The following is a 15,292-nucleotide window of genomic DNA, read 5'->3' on the forward strand; positions in this document are numbered from 1 at the left end:
CACCTCAGGATGAGGGCTGTTCCCGGGATCGGCGAAGTCTTCGGAAGGTCGCGACCATGAACGCACCCGTCCTTACCCCCACCTACGACGTCGAGGCGATCCGGAAGGATTTCCCGATCCTGTCGCAGCAGGTCTACGGCAAGCCGCTCGTCTACCTCGACAACGCCGCCTCGGCGCAGAAGCCCCGGCAGGTGATCGACGCGATGGTCTCCTGCATGGAGACCGGCTACGCCAACGTCCATCGCGGCCTGCACTACATGGCGAACGCCGCCACCGAGGGCTTCGAGGGCGCGCGCGAGACCACGCGCCAGTTCCTCAACGCCGCCTCGACGGACGAGATCATCTTCACCCGCAACGCCACCGAGGCCTACAACCTCGTGGCCTCGTCGATGGGCTGGGCCGGCCTGATCGGGGAGGGGGACGAGATCATCCTCTCGATCATGGAGCACCACTCCAACATCGTGCCCTGGCACTTCCTGCGCGAGCGCCGGGGCGCCGTGATCAAGTGGGCCCCGGTGGACGACCAGGGCAATTTCCTGGTCGAGGAATACGAGAAGCTGTTCTCGCCGCGGACCAAGATGGTGGCGATCACCCACATGTCGAACGTGCTCGGCACGGTGACGCCGGCCGCCGAGATCGTGCGCATCGCCCACGCCCACGGCGTGCCGGTCCTGCTCGACGGGGCCCAGAGCGCGGTGCACCAGCCGGTCGACGTGCGGGCGCTCGATTGCGACTTCTTCGTCTTCACCGGCCACAAGGTCTACGGCCCGACCGGGATCGGCGTGCTCTACGGCAAGAAGGAATGGCTGGAGCGCCTGCCGCCCTACCAGGGCGGCGGCGAGATGATCCGGACGGTCAGCGAGGACGCGATCACCTACAACGATCCGCCCCACCGGTTCGAGGCCGGCACCCCGGCCATCATCGAGGCGGTCGGTCTCGGCGCCGCGCTCGAGTACATGATGAATCTCGGGCGCGACGCGATCGCCGCCCACGAGGCGAAGCTCACGGCCTACGCGCAGGAGCGCCTCGGCGCGATGAATTCCCTGCGCCTCATCGGCACCGCACCGGGCAAGGGCGGCGTGATCGCCTTCGAGATGAAGGGCGCGCACGCCCACGACATCGCCACGGTGATCGACCGGCAGGGCGTGGCGGTGCGGGCCGGGACCCACTGCGCGATGCCGCTGCTCAACCGCTTCGGCGTCACCTCGACCTGCCGCGCCTCGTTCGGGCTTTACAACACGACCGCCGAGATCGATGCCCTTGCCGAGGCGCTCGGCAGAGCAGAAATGCTGTTCACCTGATACTGGGATGAGGCTGGTCCCGCCCGCGCGGGCCCGGGGAGAGTGAAGCGATGAGCACCGACGCCACCATCACGGGCGGCAAGAACGCCCCCGACGTCGCCGGCGACTCGACGATCCCGCAGGCGGAACTGGACCGCCTGACCGACGACATCGTCGCGGCGCTGAAGACGGTCTACGATCCCGAGATTCCGGCCGACATCTACGAGCTCGGCCTGATCTACAAGGTCGATATCGGCGACGATCGCGTCGTCGCGATCGACATGACCCTCACGGCGCCCGGCTGCCCGGTCGCGGGCGAGATGCCCGGCTGGGTCGAGAACGCGGTGTCCGCCGTGCCCGGGGTCCAGTCCTGCGCGGTGACCATGGTCTTCGACCCGCCGTGGGATCAGAGCCGCATGTCGGACGAGGCCCGCGTCGCCCTCGACATGTGGTAGCGCCCCCGCGGAGCGTCAGGGCTTCCCGAAGGGACTCCCGGGCGCGACGCGCGGACCCTGCGCGGCGCCCGATTGTCGTTGCACGGGAAAGGCTCGCACCGCGCCCCGGTCGCGGGCGGCGAGTGTCGACGCCGGCGCGATCTGCGGACTTCTACGCAGCCGTTAAGGCCCCGCTAACCATGACCCCGCAGATCGGTGGCGGCCGCCGCGAGGGCGGCCTCTCCTCGATACAGTTGGTGGAAGCGGATGGCTGCGGGCTACGTGGTCGCGGCGTTCTTGGAGGCGGCCGGGCTGGCCGGCCTCGTGATCGCCGTGCTCAAGATGCGGACGGAGCGGCGGGCGCGGGCCGCGGACTTGCGGAGCTTCCTTCGCTCCGGACAGATCCCGATTGTCGAGATCGGGGGGATGCGCCGTCCCGCGGACGCTGCCGCGCGGCTGATCGCCGTCCCGTACACGACCGGCCGGGGCGGTGCTCCGGAGGCTCGTCCGTCGGCCGCCCGCGCGGCGCTCGGACGCGCCTTCACGTCCGGCGGCGCGGCGCCGCGGGCCGGGTTGATTGGCGCGATCAGCGCAGGATGACGTCGAGGCCGCTGCCGAGCAGGACCACGGCGCTGAGCGTCAGCATGAACTTCAGGTCTTCGAGACGGGCGCTCATGATCGATCCTCGATGTTCGGCTGGTTGGCCGCCGTTCCGATGACCGATGATCACCAGATTAACGAATTTTTCGCGAGTCCTTTCAGGATCCGTTAGGGATTTACCGACGGTTTCCGTTCGCTAACGTTACCGATGTGTTAAGGCCTCTTCCGGAGCCGTCGGCTCATTCTGGTCCGGCGGGGCGGCACGATCTGCGCCGGCCGGAACGCACGAAGGTTCGAGCCATGTCTCCACGTCCGCGCACGACCTTCGGGCGGGCCGTCGACTGGATGTTTCGCGACAGGACCACCGGCGCGATCACCGTGGCGCAGTGGCCGAACCTGCCGCTCTGGCTCTTCGCGGGCCTGAGCCTCGCGGCCTGGCTGGCCCGGGACAGGGGAGAGCTGGCCCCCTGGCTGCCGGCCTCCTCTCTGTCCTTCGGGGCCGATATCGCGCTGACATGGTGGGCGATCGACGAGCTCCTGCGCGGCGTGAATCCCTGGCGCCGGATCCTCGGTGCAGCGACCCTGATCGGCCTGGCCGCGCTGATCACGCTTCGGCGAGCGGCCTAGCGCCGGAACCATGCTACCGGCAATTGTATTTCTGGATGTTGATTCGGAACGGAGGCTGAACCGACTTCGCCGATTACAGATGAGCGGCACAAGATCTCGGTCCGGGGTGGCTGTCCGCGCGTTCTGGACAATGCGGCCCTGCCAAGCTGATACCATAACGGTAGGTTGCACCCGCCGAGAAAGTGTGGATGGTCGTGCCGCGCGCCGCGTGAGCAGCGTCTGTGGGCATCCCGTGCATCCGAGCTCGGCCGAAGGACTGGTTTCGAAGAGATCATGACGGACGCGGGCGGATTCGATCTCGACGGCACGGCGAACTCCGCTCACGAGCGGGAAGTGCTGCTTCGCCAGATCGCCCACGCGCTGAACGTCCCGGTCTCGATCTTCCGCGGGCCGCCGGGGTCCCCGGCAGCCGGCGGCCCGAGCGCCGCGGAATGCGCCGCCCTGCTGACCGCGTTCTCGCGCATCGAGGATCCGGATCTCCGCAAGGAGTGCCTCGCGCTGGCGGAGCGCCTCGGCCGCCGGTGAGCCGCGGGCGCCCTCGCGGTGCGGTGGCGCACACGGGCTCGGTCAGCGCCGGTCATTCACCATGCTATAGGGGCGCCCGCCGCCGGAGGCGTCCCGCTCGGCCGGCCCCTCGCGTGTCCGGCGCCTGAGCATGGTTGCCGGACCCGTGCACGCTCCCGCTCGCACCAGGCTCTGATGCCGATCATCTCCATCTCGAAGCTGTCGAAGACCTACACGTCCGGCTTCACAGCCCTGCGCGACATCGACCTCGCCATCGAGCGCGGCGAGATCTTCGCGCTGCTCGGTCCGAACGGAGCGGGCAAATCCACGCTCATCAACATCGTCTGCGGGATCGTCACCGCGAGTGCGGGGACCGTCCTGGTCGACGGCCACGATATCGCGGCGGATTACCGCGCCGCGCGCCGGGCCATCGGGCTCGTCCCGCAGGAACTCACCACCGACGCCTTCGAGACGGTGCTGAACACCGTGAGCTTCTCCCGCGGCCTGTTCGGGCTGCGGCCGGATCCCGGGCATATCGAGCGGATCCTCCGGGCGCTGTCCCTCTGGGACAAGCGCGACAGCCGGCTGATGACCCTGTCGGGCGGCATGAAGCGGCGGGTGCTCATCGCCAAGGCGCTGTCGCACGAGCCCCGGGTGCTGTTCCTCGACGAGCCCACGGCGGGCGTCGACGTGGAGCTGCGCCAGGACATGTGGCGCCTCGTGCGCGACCTGCGCCAGCAGGGTGTCACCGTCATCCTCACCACCCACTATATCGAGGAGGCCGAGGAGATGGCCGACCGCATCGGCGTGATCCGCCGGGGCGAGATCATCCTCGTGGAGGAGAAGGCCGCGCTGATGCGCAAGCTCGGGCGCAAGCAGCTGACGCTCCACCTCCAGCAGCCGATCGCCGCCGTACCGCCGGAACTCGCCGATTACGGCCTGGCGCTCGGCGGGGAGGGGACCGAGCTGGTCTACACCTACGACACCCGCGCCGAGCGCACCGGCATCACCGGGCTCCTGACCGGCCTCGCGGCGGCGGGCATCCGCTTCAACGACCTCCACACCGAGCAGAGCTCGCTGGAGGACATCTTCGTCGGCCTCGTGCGCGAGGAGAGGGCACAGGCATGAGCGCGGCGTTCAGCATGAACTGGCCGGCGATCCGGGCCATCTACCTGTTCGAGATGGGCCGCTTCTGGCGCACCGCCGGGCAGAGCATCCTGGCCCCCGTCATCTCGACGACCCTGTACTTCGTGGTCTTCGGCGCGGCGATCGGCTCCCGGGTCTCGGCGGTCGACGATGTGCCCTACGGGCTGTTCATCGTGCCCGGCCTGATCATGCTCTCGCTGCTGACGCAGAGCATCTCCAACGCCTCGTTCGGCATCTACTTCCCGCGCTTCGCCGGCACGATCTACGAGATCCTGTCGGCACCGATCTCGCCGCTGGAGGTGGTGCTGGGCTTCGTCGGCGCCGCGGCCTCGAAGTCGATCCTGATCGGGCTGATCATCCTGGCGACCTCGGCGCTGTTCGTGCCGCTGCGGATCGACCACCCGCTCTGGATGATCGGGTTCCTGCTGCTCACCGCGGTGACGTTCAGCCTGTTCGGCTTCGTCATCGGCCTGTGGGCGGACGGGTTCGAGAAGCTGCAGCTGGTGCCGCTCCTCGTCGTGACCCCGCTCACCTTCCTGGGCGGCAGCTTCTACGCGATCAGCATGCTGCCGCCGTTCTGGCACGCGGTGAGCCTGCTGAACCCGGTGGTGTACCTGATCAGCGGGTTCCGCTGGGCGTTCTTCGGCAAGGCGGACGTGAACATCGCGGTCAGCCTCGGCATGACCGCGCTGTTCCTGGTGATCTGCCTCGGCCTCGTGACCTACATCTTCCGCACGGGCTACCGTCTGAAGAGCTGAGGCCTCAGGGCTGCGCGGCCAGGAAGGCCAGCACCCCGTCCCGGTGCGGCTTGGCACCGACCGCCGTGGAGTGGTCCTTGCCCTCGATCTCGAGGGCCCGGGCATCCGGGATCAGGGCGGCGAGGGCCGGCCCCGAGCCCGCGACCGTGTCGAGGGTCCCGACCGAGACCAGGACCGGCACCTCGATCTGCGCGAGCTCGCCCCGGCTGAGCGTCTGGCGCGAGCCGCGCATGCAGGCGGCGAGCGCCCGCAGGTCGCTCCGGGTCTGCTCGGCGAACATCCGGAAGGCCGCCGCCGTGGGGTTGGGCGCGGGCGTCCCGGCGGGCGCCTCCAGGGCCTCGGCGATGCCGGAGGGCAGGCCCTTGCCCTCGATCAGGTGCATCCCGAGGCCGCCGATCAGGGCCGAGCGCACCCGGTCCGCGTGGTCGAGCGCGAGATGCGCGGTGATCCGCCCGCCCATCGAGTACCCCATGACGTGGGCGCGCCCGATCCCGAGATGGTCGAGGAGCCGGACCGCGTCGCCGGCCATGGCCTCGGAGCTGTAGGCGGCCGGATCGTAGAGCTTCTCGCTCTCGCCGTGGCCGCGGTTGTCCAGCGCGATCGCGCGGTAGCCGGCCTGGGTCAGGGCCTTCACCCACTGGGTGTTGACCCAGTTGACCGCGTGGTTCGACGCGAATCCGTGGATCAGCAGGATCGGCTTGCCCGGACCGTCCGCCGGCGGGACGTCGATATAGGCGATCCGCACGCCGTCGGAATTGAAGGTCTCCATGCCACGCAACCTGTGTTCATCAAGCTCGGCCACGGCTTAGACCACCCGGGCGCGCGGGAGCAACGCGGATCGATCCGCTTGCGGGTCGGAGCGCCGGCTGGCAAACCGCCCCGGTCATGACGGACACGCAGCCCTACGGCACCTACGAACCGTCCGGCCTCGTGGCGGCGATCACCCGCCGCACGAACCGGATCCCGGCCGAGTCCTGGTACGGGCGGCGCCTCGCGCTGTTCCTGCGCCGGATCGCGATCGCGCGCCTCGGGGGCAAGCCCCTCGACGTGACCCGCTACGGCGCGCGGATGCGGCTGCACCCGTACAACAACAACTGCGAGAAGAAGGTGCTCTTCACCCCGCAGTTCTTCGACCCGGAGGAGCGGGCGCTACTCCAGGAGCGGCTGCCGCGGGACTGCGTGTTCCTCGACATCGGCGCCAATGTCGGCGCCTACGCGCTGTGCGTGGCCGCCTTCTCGGGGCCGGGGGCGCGGATCGTCGCCGTCGAGCCGCAGCCGGACGTGTTCGACCGCCTGACCTACAACATCGCCCAGAACCCGTTCCACACCGTCAAGGCGGTCGCCTGCGCGGTGGCCGACAAGGCCGGTGAGCTGACCCTGTTCATCGATCCGCGCAACCGCGGCGAGTCGAGCCTGCGCATCGTCGGCACCAACGAGGGCGCGCGGATCACCGTGCCGGCGGTGACGCTCCTCGACCTGCTGCGCAGCGAGGGCCTCGACCGCGTCGACGCCATCAAGCTCGACGTCGAGGGCGCCGAGGACCTGATCCTCGAGCCGTTCCTCCGCGAGGCGCCGGACGCGCTCCTGCCGCGGATCCTGCTGGTCGAGAACGGCACCGGCCAGTGGCAGCTCGACCTGCTGCGGCATCTGGGGCGCTACGGCTACCGCGAGATCGCGCGCTCACGTCTCAACCTGATGTTCGAGCGCGGCGCCGTCAGGCCGGCGTGATGACCGGGATCTCCTCGGCGATGGCGACGCCCTCCGGCGCGACGGCGCAGCGATAGGCGCGGACCGCCACGCCCGCCGCGCGCGCCTCGCGGAACGCCCGGTCGAAGGCGGGATCGATGTCCCGGGCGACGTCGAAGGCCTCGGCCCGCATCTGCACGACGATCACCACCAGCGCGCGACCGCCCTCGGCCACGACCTGGGCCAGGTCGCGCATGTGCCGGGCGCTGCGGGCCGCCTTGCAGTCCGGGAACTCGGCAAGGCCCGCCCGCCGCATCAGGTGGCAGTTCTTGACCTCGACGTGGCATGGCCCTGTAGCCGCGCCGCTCGCGAGGAAGTCGACCCGGCTGGCCGCGGCGTAGCGCACCTCGGGCCTCAGCGCGTCGTGGCCATCGAGCGCCGCGATCGCGCCGGCCCGGAAGGCCTCGGCCACGAGCGCGTTCGGCCGCATCGTGTTGATGCCGACCCACTGCGCCCCGCCGGGGAGGTCGGCCTCCACCAGCTCCCAGGTGAGCGGCAGCTTGCGCGCGGGGTTGCTCGAGCGCGACAGCAGCACGCGCGCACCCGGCGTGTTGAGCCCGAGCATGGCTCCGGGATTGGGGCAGTGAACGGTGACGCGGCCGTCATCGGTGTCGATATCGGCGAGGAAGCGCTTGTAGCGCTGCACGAGCCGTCCCGGCACCAGCGACGCGGCGAACTGCATGGGATCCTCGGGGTTCACGTAGTCGCGGGCCGCGGTCGCGCTATCTGCCTGCAGGACCCGCCCGACGCCAGAGTTCCATGAGCCAGCCTTCCGAATCCGTCACCGCCGCGATCCTCGTCATCGGCGACGAGATCCTCTCGGGTCGCACCAAGGACAAGAACATCGGCACCATCGCCGACTTCCTCACCGCCGCCGGGATCGACCTGCGCGAGGTGCGGATCGTGCCCGACGAGGCGGCCATGATCGTCGAGGCGGTCAACGCCCTGCGCGCCCGCTACACCTACCTGTTCACCACCGGCGGGATCGGCCCGACCCACGACGACATCACCGCCGACTGCGTGGCCGAGGCCTTCGGGGTCGGCATCGACGTCGACGAGCGCGCCCGGGCGATGCTGCTGGAGCGGCACAAACCCGAGGATCTCAACGAGGCCCGCCTGCGCATGGCGCGGATCCCGTTCGGGGCCGACCTGATCGCCAATCCCGTCTCGAAGGCGCCGGGCTTCCGCATCGGCAACGTCCACGTGATGGCCGGCGTGCCCAGCATCATGCAGGCCATGCTGGACTCGATCGCCCCGACGCTGACGGGCGGCGCCGCGATGCTGTCCGAGACGATCGAGGCGGCCGGCCTCCCGGAGGGCAGCTACGCGGGCGGCCTCGGCGAGATCGCGAGGGCGCGGCAAGCCGTCTCCATCGGCTCGTACCCGGCGATCACGCCGGAGGGCTTCCGCAACCGGATCGTCGTGCGCAGCCGGGACCCGGAGGCCCTCGCCGAGGCGCGCGGCGCCGTCGAGGCCCTGCTGGCGCGGCTCTCGGCCTGACTCGTCCCGTCCGATCGATCGTGTTGCGTAGCGGAGCTTTCGGATGGTGCGGGATAGGGACAAGCGGGCCGACCCCGAGACGCGCCGGGACGAGCTGCTGAAGGAAGTCTCCGAGATCGGCCGGCCCGACGCCTACGTCCTGCACGAGGTCATCCGGCTCGAGGGCGACGAGGAACTGCGCCGCCACGGCCTCGCGCTGTTCCTCTCGGCCTTCGCGGCCGGGCTCAGCATCGCCCTGTCGCTGATCGTGCCGGGCGTCCTGCGAAGCCATCTCCCGGAGACGGACTGGGCCAAGATCGTCGGCTCGATGGGCTACGCGGTCGGGTTCCTGGTCGTCGTCCTCGGGCGCCAGCAGCTCTTCACTGAGAACACCATCACGCCGATCCTGCCGCTCCTGCACGACCGCTCCGTGAAGACGGCGCTCCGCGTCGTCAGGCTCTGGATGATCGTGCTGTCGGGCAACATCCTGGGCACGCTCGCGATCGCGACGGTGCTGGCCTATTCAGGCGCCTTCGAGCCGCCGGTCCTCAGGGCCTTCGCGGAGATCAGCCACGACGCCATCGCGCACGGGTTCTGGGCGACCTTCGTCAAGGCCGTCTTCGCCGGATGGATGATCGCCCTGATGGTCTGGTTCCTGCCGGCCACCGCCAGCGCGGCGCCGTTCGTGATCCTCCTGATGACGTGGCTGGTCGCGCTCTGCAGCCTCGCCCACATCGTGGCCGGCTCCGTCGAGGCTTTCTACCTCGTGGTCACGGGCGCCGCGTCGCTGCACGATTACGCGGTGAAGTTCTTCCTGCCGACGCTGCTCGGCAACACGTTCGGCGGCGTGGCGCTGGTGGCGGTGCTGAACTACGGGCAGGTCGCCCCCGAGGTCGAGGAGACCAAGGCGGTCGAGGGCGAGCGTCCGGACTGAGACCGAGGACTTAGACCGAGGACTCGGGCCGCCGACGGCACCGCGCGCCGCCCGCGACGCCGGATCCGCGCCGGCCGCCTCAGTCGAGCCGCACCGGCGGGCTGATCAGGTGGTCGAGATCGTCGAGGACCCACGTCATCGTCCCGCGCAGCGGCCCGTAGAGCCCGATCTGGTGCTGCCGGTAGAGGAGGTCGTGCGTCAGCCGCGCCGAGAGCCCGTTCAGGCGCCCGCCGCCGAACGTGTAGCGGCCGAGCGTGCCCCAGCCGTTGAAATCCGCGAGCGAGACGATCGCGCCCTTCTCGGCATAGTGGAACGGAGGCAGGTCCGCGTCGGGCGCATCCCCGCGGGCCAGCGCGCGGCCGAGATGGCGCGCGAGATGCTGCGCCTGCTGGCGTGCGGCCTGCGCGGTTGCCGGAACGGGGTGGCCGGTCCGGGAGTCGGTGAGGCTGGCGCAGTCGCCGAGGGCGATGATGGCCGGATCCCGGGTCGTGCGCAGGTCCGGGCGGACGACGAGTTGCCCGGCCCGCGAGCGCTCCAGGCCGTCGAGGCCGGCGAGCACGTCCGGCGCCTTGACGCCGGCGGCCCAGACCTTCAGCCCGGCCGGGATGCGGCGGCCGTCCTTCAGGATGAACCCGTCCGCGTCCGCGGCCGTCACCGTCGCGCCGGTCCGGACCTCCACGTCGAGATCCGACAGGGTGCGGGCGGCGGCGCGCGACACCTTCTCGGGGAAGGCCGGCAACAGGCGCGGCCCGCTCTCGATCAGCGTCAGGCGCAGGCGCCCCGGCAGGTCGGGCGAGCCGTAGGCCGCGAAGAGGTTGATGGCGTGCTTGAGCTCGGCGGCCAGCTCGACGCCGGTCGCACCGCCGCCCACGATGGCGATCTCCAGCAGGCCGCCGCCGTCGAGCCGGGCCAGGAGATGGCACCGCAGCTGTTCGTGGAAGTGCTCGGCCTCGGTCAGGTCGTCGATGGTCAGGCAATGCTCGGCCACGCCCGGCGTGCCGAAATCGTTGGCGCGGCTGCCGATGGCGAGCACCAGCAGGTCGTAGGCGCGCTCCACTTCCGGAACCCCCTCCGCGGCCTCGACCGCGAGCCGGACGCGCCTGGCCGCCCGGTCGATACCCACGAGGGCGCCGGGCTGGAAGCGGAAGCCGTTGCGGCGCGCCTGGGCGAAGAGATCCACCTTCTGCCGGTCGGCCCGGGCCGTACCCGCCGCGAAGGTGTGCAGCATCGGCTTCCAGACGTGCGAGAGGCTGCGATCGGCGAGGGTGACGTCGGCCCGGCCGCCGCGTCCGAGGCTGGTCGCCACTTCGATCCCGGCGACGCCGCCGCCGACGATCACGATCCGTGGTCTCTCCGCCATGACGTCTCCGCATCCTCACGGGTCGGGAACGCCGGTCACGGCCTCGATGTTCGCCGCGGCGCGCGCCGATTCCGCCCGGCGTCGGAAGCGCGTCCTGCGCGGCCCGTCCCCCGATCCCGCGCCGGGCGGGATCGCGTCGGCCGACAGGGGCCGTCGACCATGAAAAAAGCCGCCCGGAGGCGGCTTTCGTGAACGTCGCGCTGCTGCGTCCGGATCAGGAGCGCATGCGGGTCCGCACCTCGCCGAGGCTCGCGCGGATCAGGTTCTGGGCGGCGTCACCCTGCATCCGCTCGCGCAGGATCGTCTCCGAGACCTTCACGGCGGCCTCCGCGGCGGCGGCGCGGACCTGAGCCTCGGCCTGGGCTTCCGCCTGGGCGATCTTCGTCTCGGCGGCCTTGGTGCGGCGGGCCAGGAAATCGTCCAGCTTGCGGTGGCCTTCCTCGGCGGCGCGCTGGGCCTCCTCGCGGGCACCGGCGACGATCGACTCGGCCTCCTTCTCGGCCTCGGCGCGGCGGCGCTTGTAGTCGGCCAGCACGGCGGCGGCCTCCTCGCGCAGGCGCTTGGCCTCGTCGAGCTCGTGGCGGACGCGGTTGGCGCGCCCGTCCAGGCCCTTGAGCATCGTCGAGAAGGCGCCGGCCTTCCAGGCGATGCCCATGAAGATGACGAACGCGACGGCGACCCAGAATTCGGCTTCGAGCAGCATCGTGGGATCCCGTCAGTGTGCGGTGGCGTCGAGGGCGCGGTCGAGGCTCGTCCGGTCCGGGGCCTGCCCGGTCAGACGCTCGACGATGGCCGACGCGGCCTCACCCGCGATCGAGCGGACGTTGCCCATGGCGGCCTCGGTCCGCGTGCGGATCGTCGCCTCGGAAGCGGAGAGCTTGGCGTTCAGCTCGTCTTCCAGCGCCTTGCGCTTGGTCTCGGCCTCCGCGGCCAGTTCGTTCCGGGTGGTCTGCGCGATGTCGCGCGCCTTGCCCTGGGCGTCCCGGAGGGCGGTCTCGAAGGCCACGCCGGCGGCATCCGCCTCGGCCTTCATCGCCTGCGCCTGGTCCAGGTCGGCACGCAGGCGCTCGGCGCGGGCGTGCAGGATCGACTGGATCCGCGGCAGCGCGATCTTGTCCATCAGGTAGTAGAGGAGGCCGAAGGCCAGGGCGAGCCAGATCAGCTGCGCCAGGAAGCCCGAGGTCTCGAAGGGCGGGAAGGCGCCGGAATGCGCTTCCGTATGCTCGACATGGCCCGGCACGACCTGCGTGTCGGCGCCCGGGGGCGGCGTGGTGAGGGGATTGGGCTGCGCCATGAGACCGCTACACTGACACCGTTCGCTGAGGCCACCGCCGGCGCGGTGACGGACGAAGGCGGACGCCCCGTCGCGGGAGCGTCCACCCGTTCATCGGGCCGGGGCCCGGGAGGAGACCGCGGGGACCGCGGCCTCCGGCGCCGATCAGACGGCGAAGAGCAGCAGCAGCGCGATCAGCAGCGAGAAGATGCCGAGCGCCTCGGTGAGGGCGAAGCCCAGGAGCAGGGTGGCGCGCTGGCCGTCGGCCGCGGACGGGTTGCGAAGGGCGCCGGCGAGGAACTGACCGAACAGGTTGCCGAGGCCGATGCCCGCACCCGCCATGCCGAGGCAGGCGAGGCCGGCGCCGATGTACTTCGCAGCGACGGGATCCATGGTAACTCCTGAGGTCTCTTCAGATCGAAACGTGCGGTGACGTTTGCGGCGGGTGGAGCCGGCCGATCAGTGGCCGGGGTGAAGGGCGTCGTTGAGGTAGATCGCCGTCAGCGTCGCGAAGACGTAGGCCTGAAGCGCCGCAACGAGGAACTCGAGAGCGGTCAGCGCGATCGTCAGGAACAGCGGGAGCGGCGATAGCACGCTCCAGGCGCCCGCGAGAAGGAGCTGGACCACGAAGAACGCGAAGATCTTCATCGCGATGTGGCCGGCCAGCATGTTGGCGAACAGACGGACCGACAGGCTGATCGGGCGCGAGATGAACGAGATCACCTCGATCGGCACCAGGATCGCGAGGAGCGGCTTCGGCACGCCCGACGGCACGAACAGGCCGAAGAAGTGGGTGCCGTGCTTCATCACGCCGAAGATCACCACGGTGGAGATCACCAGCGCGGCGAGGCCGAAGGTGATGATCAGGTGGCTGGTCACCGCGAAGGCGTAGGGGATCATCCCGAACAGGTTCAGGACGAGCACGAACATGAAAAGCGAGAACACGAGCGGCATGAACCGCTTGCCGCCGTCGCCCGTCGCCTGGTGCACGGTGTCGGCGATGAATTCGTAGAAGATCTCGGCCAGCGACTGCATGCGGCCCGGAACGACCGAGCGGGACGCGGTCGCCACGATGGTGATGAGCGCGATCACGCCGACGGCGGCGAACATGTAGAGGGCCGACTGCGTGAACGCGAGCTGCTGGTGGCCGATATGGCCCAGCGACACGAGCGGCTTCAGCTCGAACTGATGGATCGGGTCGATCGTGACCGCCATTCCCGCTTCCGCCCTTCTTGTCCGGCGCGCCGACGGGTGTCGGCCGCCCCACATTCCCCACTGACCGGCGCGCCTTATGGCTCCTGCCGATCGCGCCGTCCCGGACGCGCGCCGGCGAAACCCGACGCCCGCATCACGTTGTAGACCCCCGCGACGAACCCCAGCATCAGGAGGACGATCAGGCCCCAGGGCTTCGTCCCGAAGACATGATCGACGATCCAGCCGAGTATGCCCCCCGCGATCACGCCCGCGACGAACTCCGTGGAGAGCGTCATGGCCTGGCCCAGCGAGGATGGCCCGCCGTCCCGAGGGCGCGTGGAATGACCGGGAGCAGCCTGCGGCCGCTTCCGTTCGATCTGCGTCTCGAGACGTCTGAGCCTCGCGGAGAGTTCGCTGTCCGTCGGCGTCTGCTCGGTCCCTCTCCCGTCCCTCGGATCGTCGCCGTTCACGGCTCAAAACTCATCGGGCGGGAGGCTGTGGAACCGGCTGGACACCCCCAGCAAGCGGGGCGCACCATAGTTTCGCCTATCTTGAGTGTCAAGGCGAACCCCATACACCGTAAGTAATTGATTTTAGTTTGGTATTCCAACTTTGTGCGATGCGCCGGAGCCGCGCCGCGCGAGGCCCCGGCGGGTCGATCAGGCGCCGATGATCGGCTTGATCACCTTCTCCATACCCTCGACGGTCATCTCGCCGGTGTAGCGCTCGCCGTTGATGAAGAAGGTCGGGGTCGAATCCACCTTGAAGACGTCGAGGCCGCGCTGCTTCACGGCGTTGACCGCGCTGTAGATCTTCTGGTCCTTCAGGCAGGCCTCGAAGGTCTGCTTGTTGTAGCCCGCCTGCCGGAGCATCTGCTCCAGCGCGTCCACGGGCTTCGGCGTGAAAGCCCAGGCCGCCTGCTGATCGAACAGCAGGTCGGTGATCGGGTAGTACTTGGCATCGCCCTGGCAGCGCGCCAGCATGAAGGCCGCGGTGGCCAGCGGGTCGAGGGGGAATTCGCGCAGCGTGAACCGCACCTTGCCGGTGTCGATGTAGCGCTCCTTCAGGGTCGGCCACGTGGTCCGGTGGAAGGCCGCGCAGTGCGAGCAGGTCATCGAGGCGTACTCGATGATCGTGCACTTGGCGTCCGCCGGGCCGAGCCAGACGTCGCCGAGGGGGCCCGGCTGCAGCAGGGCCGCCATCTCGGAATTCTGCGCCCGGGCGGGCCGCCCGAGATACGGCAGGGCGAGGCCGGCGCCGAGGGCGAGGCCGGAGAACTTGAGAGCGTCGCGTCGCGTCGTCATCGGGCAGGCTCCGCCGGATTGATCAGTCGTGGCGTCCGGATGCCGGTACTCGGGCGCGACCGTCCTGGCAAGGTGACCGAATCGACCGTTCACCGCTCCGGGCGCGTCGCCACGGCGGCGGTGCCGAGGCGGTCGAGGGCCGCGCGCAGGCCGTCATCGGCAATTCCCGCCACGGCGCGCTGGACCTCGACGGCGGCGGCCGGATCGACCCGCGCGCGGGCGGGCGCCCGGCCGGCGCGCCCGACCCGGTCCTGCTGCAGCACGATCCGGGAGACGCAGGCCCAGCCGTAATGGGCGTTGATCCGCTGGATCACCACCGGCGCGAGATGCTGCAACTCGAGCGCGAAGACGCCCTCGACGCGCACGACCAGCGTGCCGGATTCGGGCGCGGCGGACTCGCTCCGGCGGCGCTTCGGCCATTCCAGCTTGGACGGGCGGCAATAGCGGGCCAGCCGCTCGCCGACGATCTCCGGCCACGCGGCCAGGATGTCGGTCGAGGCGAAACCCTGCGCCGCGAAGGCCGGCCCGATGCAACTCTCGATCAGTTCGGCCAGCGGTTTGACGCGCGCCATAGTGGTTCCGGCCCCTTGGATCCGCGGAGGTTAGCGCAGGATGGTTGACGAAGGGAGCGCGCGCCGGCGCTTTCGCCGCCC

The 15,292-nt window shown here is 70.1% G+C and carries 20 protein-coding genes; 10 read left to right on the forward strand and 10 right to left on the reverse strand.

The features are described 5' to 3' along the window. Positions 1 to 56 precede the first annotated feature (56 nt). From ABIC30_RS17005 to ABIC30_RS17035, 7 genes are all read left to right on the forward strand, one after another. Positions 57 to 1,301: a cysteine desulfurase gene (locus ABIC30_RS17005; protein ID WP_331326331.1), complete on the forward strand. Its 1,245-nt coding sequence runs from the start codon at positions 57 to 59 to the stop codon at positions 1,299 to 1,301. 50 nt (positions 1,302 to 1,351) lie between these two features. Beyond that, complete coding sequence (locus ABIC30_RS17010; RefSeq protein WP_020093409.1) at positions 1,352 to 1,735, forward strand: SUF system Fe-S cluster assembly protein; 384 nt, start codon at positions 1,352 to 1,354, stop codon at positions 1,733 to 1,735. A 195-nt stretch (positions 1,736 to 1,930) separates the two neighbouring features. Continuing rightward, positions 1,931 to 2,314 carry a hypothetical protein gene (locus tag ABIC30_RS17015; RefSeq protein ID WP_331326330.1) on the forward strand — a complete coding sequence of 128 codons (384 nt, stop codon included), beginning with the start codon at positions 1,931 to 1,933 and terminating at the stop codon, positions 2,312 to 2,314. 300 nt (positions 2,315 to 2,614) lie between these two features. Next, on the forward strand, positions 2,615 to 2,941 hold the full coding sequence (locus ABIC30_RS17020; protein ID WP_042673770.1) for a hypothetical protein: 327 nt from the start codon (positions 2,615 to 2,617) through the stop codon (positions 2,939 to 2,941). A 273-nt stretch (positions 2,942 to 3,214) separates the two neighbouring features. Beyond that, entirely contained in the window at positions 3,215 to 3,466 is a 252-nt protein-coding gene (locus ABIC30_RS17025; RefSeq protein ID WP_020093405.1) for a hypothetical protein, read from the forward strand. A 171-nt stretch (positions 3,467 to 3,637) separates the two neighbouring features. After that, positions 3,638 to 4,573: an ABC transporter ATP-binding protein gene (locus tag ABIC30_RS17030; RefSeq protein WP_026604968.1), complete on the forward strand. Its 936-nt coding sequence runs from the start codon at positions 3,638 to 3,640 to the stop codon at positions 4,571 to 4,573. Between the two features lie 14 nt (positions 4,574 to 4,587). Further along, positions 4,588 to 5,349: an ABC transporter permease gene (locus tag ABIC30_RS17035; RefSeq protein WP_042673785.1), complete on the forward strand. Its 762-nt coding sequence runs from the start codon at positions 4,588 to 4,590 to the stop codon at positions 5,347 to 5,349. A gap of 4 nt (positions 5,350 to 5,353) precedes the next feature. On the opposite strand, the gene ABIC30_RS17040 is transcribed toward ABIC30_RS17035, so the two are convergent. Then, positions 5,354 to 6,118, reverse strand: a complete 765-nt coding sequence (locus ABIC30_RS17040; RefSeq protein ID WP_091679936.1) for an alpha/beta fold hydrolase — start codon at positions 6,116 to 6,118, stop codon at positions 5,354 to 5,356. Between the two features lie 116 nt (positions 6,119 to 6,234). Between ABIC30_RS17040 and ABIC30_RS17045 the strand changes: the two genes are divergently transcribed. Continuing rightward, positions 6,235 to 7,077, forward strand: a complete 843-nt coding sequence (locus ABIC30_RS17045; protein ID WP_020093401.1) for an FkbM family methyltransferase — start codon at positions 6,235 to 6,237, stop codon at positions 7,075 to 7,077. Here ABIC30_RS17045 and sfsA read toward each other — a convergent pair. Beyond that, positions 7,064 to 7,777: a DNA/RNA nuclease SfsA gene (gene sfsA, locus ABIC30_RS17050; RefSeq protein ID WP_091924979.1), complete on the reverse strand. Its 714-nt coding sequence runs from the start codon at positions 7,775 to 7,777 to the stop codon at positions 7,064 to 7,066. The genes ABIC30_RS17045 and sfsA overlap by 14 nt on opposite strands. A 77-nt stretch (positions 7,778 to 7,854) precedes the next feature. On the opposite strand from sfsA, the gene ABIC30_RS17055 reads away from it, so the two are divergent. After that, positions 7,855 to 8,595 (forward strand): competence/damage-inducible protein A, encoded by a 741-nt coding sequence (locus ABIC30_RS17055; RefSeq protein WP_020093399.1) that lies wholly within the window; start codon positions 7,855 to 7,857, stop codon positions 8,593 to 8,595. Positions 8,596 to 8,638: 43 nt separating this feature from the next. After that, on the forward strand, positions 8,639 to 9,508 hold the full coding sequence (locus ABIC30_RS17060; protein WP_091679928.1) for a formate/nitrite transporter family protein: 870 nt from the start codon (positions 8,639 to 8,641) through the stop codon (positions 9,506 to 9,508). Positions 9,509 to 9,587: 79 nt separating this feature from the next. Here ABIC30_RS17060 and ABIC30_RS17065 read toward each other — a convergent pair whose 3' ends face one another. The 8 genes from ABIC30_RS17065 to ABIC30_RS17100 form a co-directional block, all read right to left on the reverse strand. Continuing rightward, positions 9,588 to 10,868 carry an NAD(P)/FAD-dependent oxidoreductase gene (locus ABIC30_RS17065; RefSeq protein WP_091976979.1) on the reverse strand — a complete coding sequence of 427 codons (1,281 nt, stop codon included), beginning with the start codon at positions 10,866 to 10,868 and terminating at the stop codon, positions 9,588 to 9,590. Positions 10,869 to 11,082: 214 nt separating this feature from the next. Further along, positions 11,083 to 11,568 carry a F0F1 ATP synthase subunit B family protein gene (locus ABIC30_RS17070; protein ID WP_170855147.1) on the reverse strand — a complete coding sequence of 162 codons (486 nt, stop codon included), beginning with the start codon at positions 11,566 to 11,568 and terminating at the stop codon, positions 11,083 to 11,085. Positions 11,569 to 11,583: 15 nt separating this feature from the next. Continuing rightward, positions 11,584 to 12,162 carry a F0F1 ATP synthase subunit B family protein gene (locus ABIC30_RS17075; RefSeq protein WP_020093395.1) on the reverse strand — a complete coding sequence of 193 codons (579 nt, stop codon included), beginning with the start codon at positions 12,160 to 12,162 and terminating at the stop codon, positions 11,584 to 11,586. A 144-nt stretch (positions 12,163 to 12,306) separates the two neighbouring features. Continuing rightward, positions 12,307 to 12,534 carry a F0F1 ATP synthase subunit C gene (locus ABIC30_RS17080; RefSeq protein WP_007566773.1) on the reverse strand — a complete coding sequence of 76 codons (228 nt, stop codon included), beginning with the start codon at positions 12,532 to 12,534 and terminating at the stop codon, positions 12,307 to 12,309. A gap of 66 nt (positions 12,535 to 12,600) precedes the next feature. Beyond that, complete coding sequence (locus ABIC30_RS17085; protein ID WP_020093394.1) at positions 12,601 to 13,356, reverse strand: F0F1 ATP synthase subunit A; 756 nt, start codon at positions 13,354 to 13,356, stop codon at positions 12,601 to 12,603. Between the two features lie 74 nt (positions 13,357 to 13,430). Beyond that, entirely contained in the window at positions 13,431 to 13,805 is a 375-nt protein-coding gene (locus ABIC30_RS17090) for an AtpZ/AtpI family protein (protein WP_056525259.1), read from the reverse strand. Positions 13,806 to 13,994: 189 nt separating this feature from the next. Continuing rightward, the gene (locus tag ABIC30_RS17095) at positions 13,995 to 14,639 is read right to left on the reverse strand and encodes a DsbA family protein (RefSeq protein WP_020093392.1); all 645 of its coding nucleotides are present in this window, start codon (positions 14,637 to 14,639) and stop codon (positions 13,995 to 13,997) included. Positions 14,640 to 14,728: 89 nt separating this feature from the next. Then, a complete protein-coding gene (locus ABIC30_RS17100) occupies positions 14,729 to 15,211 on the reverse strand; it encodes a DUF721 domain-containing protein (RefSeq protein WP_020093391.1) in 483 nt (160 codons plus the stop codon). Positions 15,212 to 15,292: the final 81 nt, after the last annotated feature.

It is taken from the genome of Methylobacterium sp. 1030 (assembly GCF_040544715.1).
GTDB lineage: Bacteria > Pseudomonadota > Alphaproteobacteria > Rhizobiales > Beijerinckiaceae > Methylobacterium.

Bases quoted from the DNA above. Each gene is read 5' to 3' on its own strand.
- sfsA (WP_091924979.1), bottom strand. From the start codon at position 7,777: ATGCAGTTCGCCGCGTCGCTGGTGCCGGGACGGCTCGTGCAGCGCTAC.
- ABIC30_RS17010 (WP_020093409.1), top strand. From the start codon at position 1,352: ATGAGCACCGACGCCACCATCACGGGCGGCAAGAACGCCCCCGACGTC.
- ABIC30_RS17065 (WP_091976979.1), bottom strand. From the start codon at position 10,868: ATGGCGGAGAGACCACGGATCGTGATCGTCGGCGGCGGCGTCGCCGGG.
- ABIC30_RS17035 (WP_042673785.1), top strand. From the start codon at position 4,588: ATGAACTGGCCGGCGATCCGGGCCATCTACCTGTTCGAGATGGGCCGC.
- ABIC30_RS17080 (WP_007566773.1), bottom strand. From the start codon at position 12,534: ATGGATCCCGTCGCTGCGAAGTACATCGGCGCCGGCCTCGCCTGCCTC.
- ABIC30_RS17040 (WP_091679936.1), bottom strand. From the start codon at position 6,118: ATGGAGACCTTCAATTCCGACGGCGTGCGGATCGCCTATATCGACGTC.
- ABIC30_RS17060 (WP_091679928.1), top strand. From the start codon at position 8,639: ATGGTGCGGGATAGGGACAAGCGGGCCGACCCCGAGACGCGCCGGGAC.
- ABIC30_RS17055 (WP_020093399.1), top strand. From the start codon at position 7,855: ATGAGCCAGCCTTCCGAATCCGTCACCGCCGCGATCCTCGTCATCGGC.
- ABIC30_RS17020 (WP_042673770.1), top strand. From the start codon at position 2,615: ATGTCTCCACGTCCGCGCACGACCTTCGGGCGGGCCGTCGACTGGATG.
- ABIC30_RS17045 (WP_020093401.1), top strand. From the start codon at position 6,235: ATGACGGACACGCAGCCCTACGGCACCTACGAACCGTCCGGCCTCGTG.
- ABIC30_RS17075 (WP_020093395.1), bottom strand. From the start codon at position 12,162: ATGGCGCAGCCCAATCCCCTCACCACGCCGCCCCCGGGCGCCGACACG.
- ABIC30_RS17085 (WP_020093394.1), bottom strand. From the start codon at position 13,356: ATGGCGGTCACGATCGACCCGATCCATCAGTTCGAGCTGAAGCCGCTC.
- ABIC30_RS17025 (WP_020093405.1), top strand. From the start codon at position 3,215: ATGACGGACGCGGGCGGATTCGATCTCGACGGCACGGCGAACTCCGCT.
- ABIC30_RS17095 (WP_020093392.1), bottom strand. From the start codon at position 14,639: ATGACGACGCGACGCGACGCTCTCAAGTTCTCCGGCCTCGCCCTCGGC.
- ABIC30_RS17100 (WP_020093391.1), bottom strand. From the start codon at position 15,211: ATGGCGCGCGTCAAACCGCTGGCCGAACTGATCGAGAGTTGCATCGGG.
- ABIC30_RS17005 (WP_331326331.1), top strand. From the start codon at position 57: ATGAACGCACCCGTCCTTACCCCCACCTACGACGTCGAGGCGATCCGG.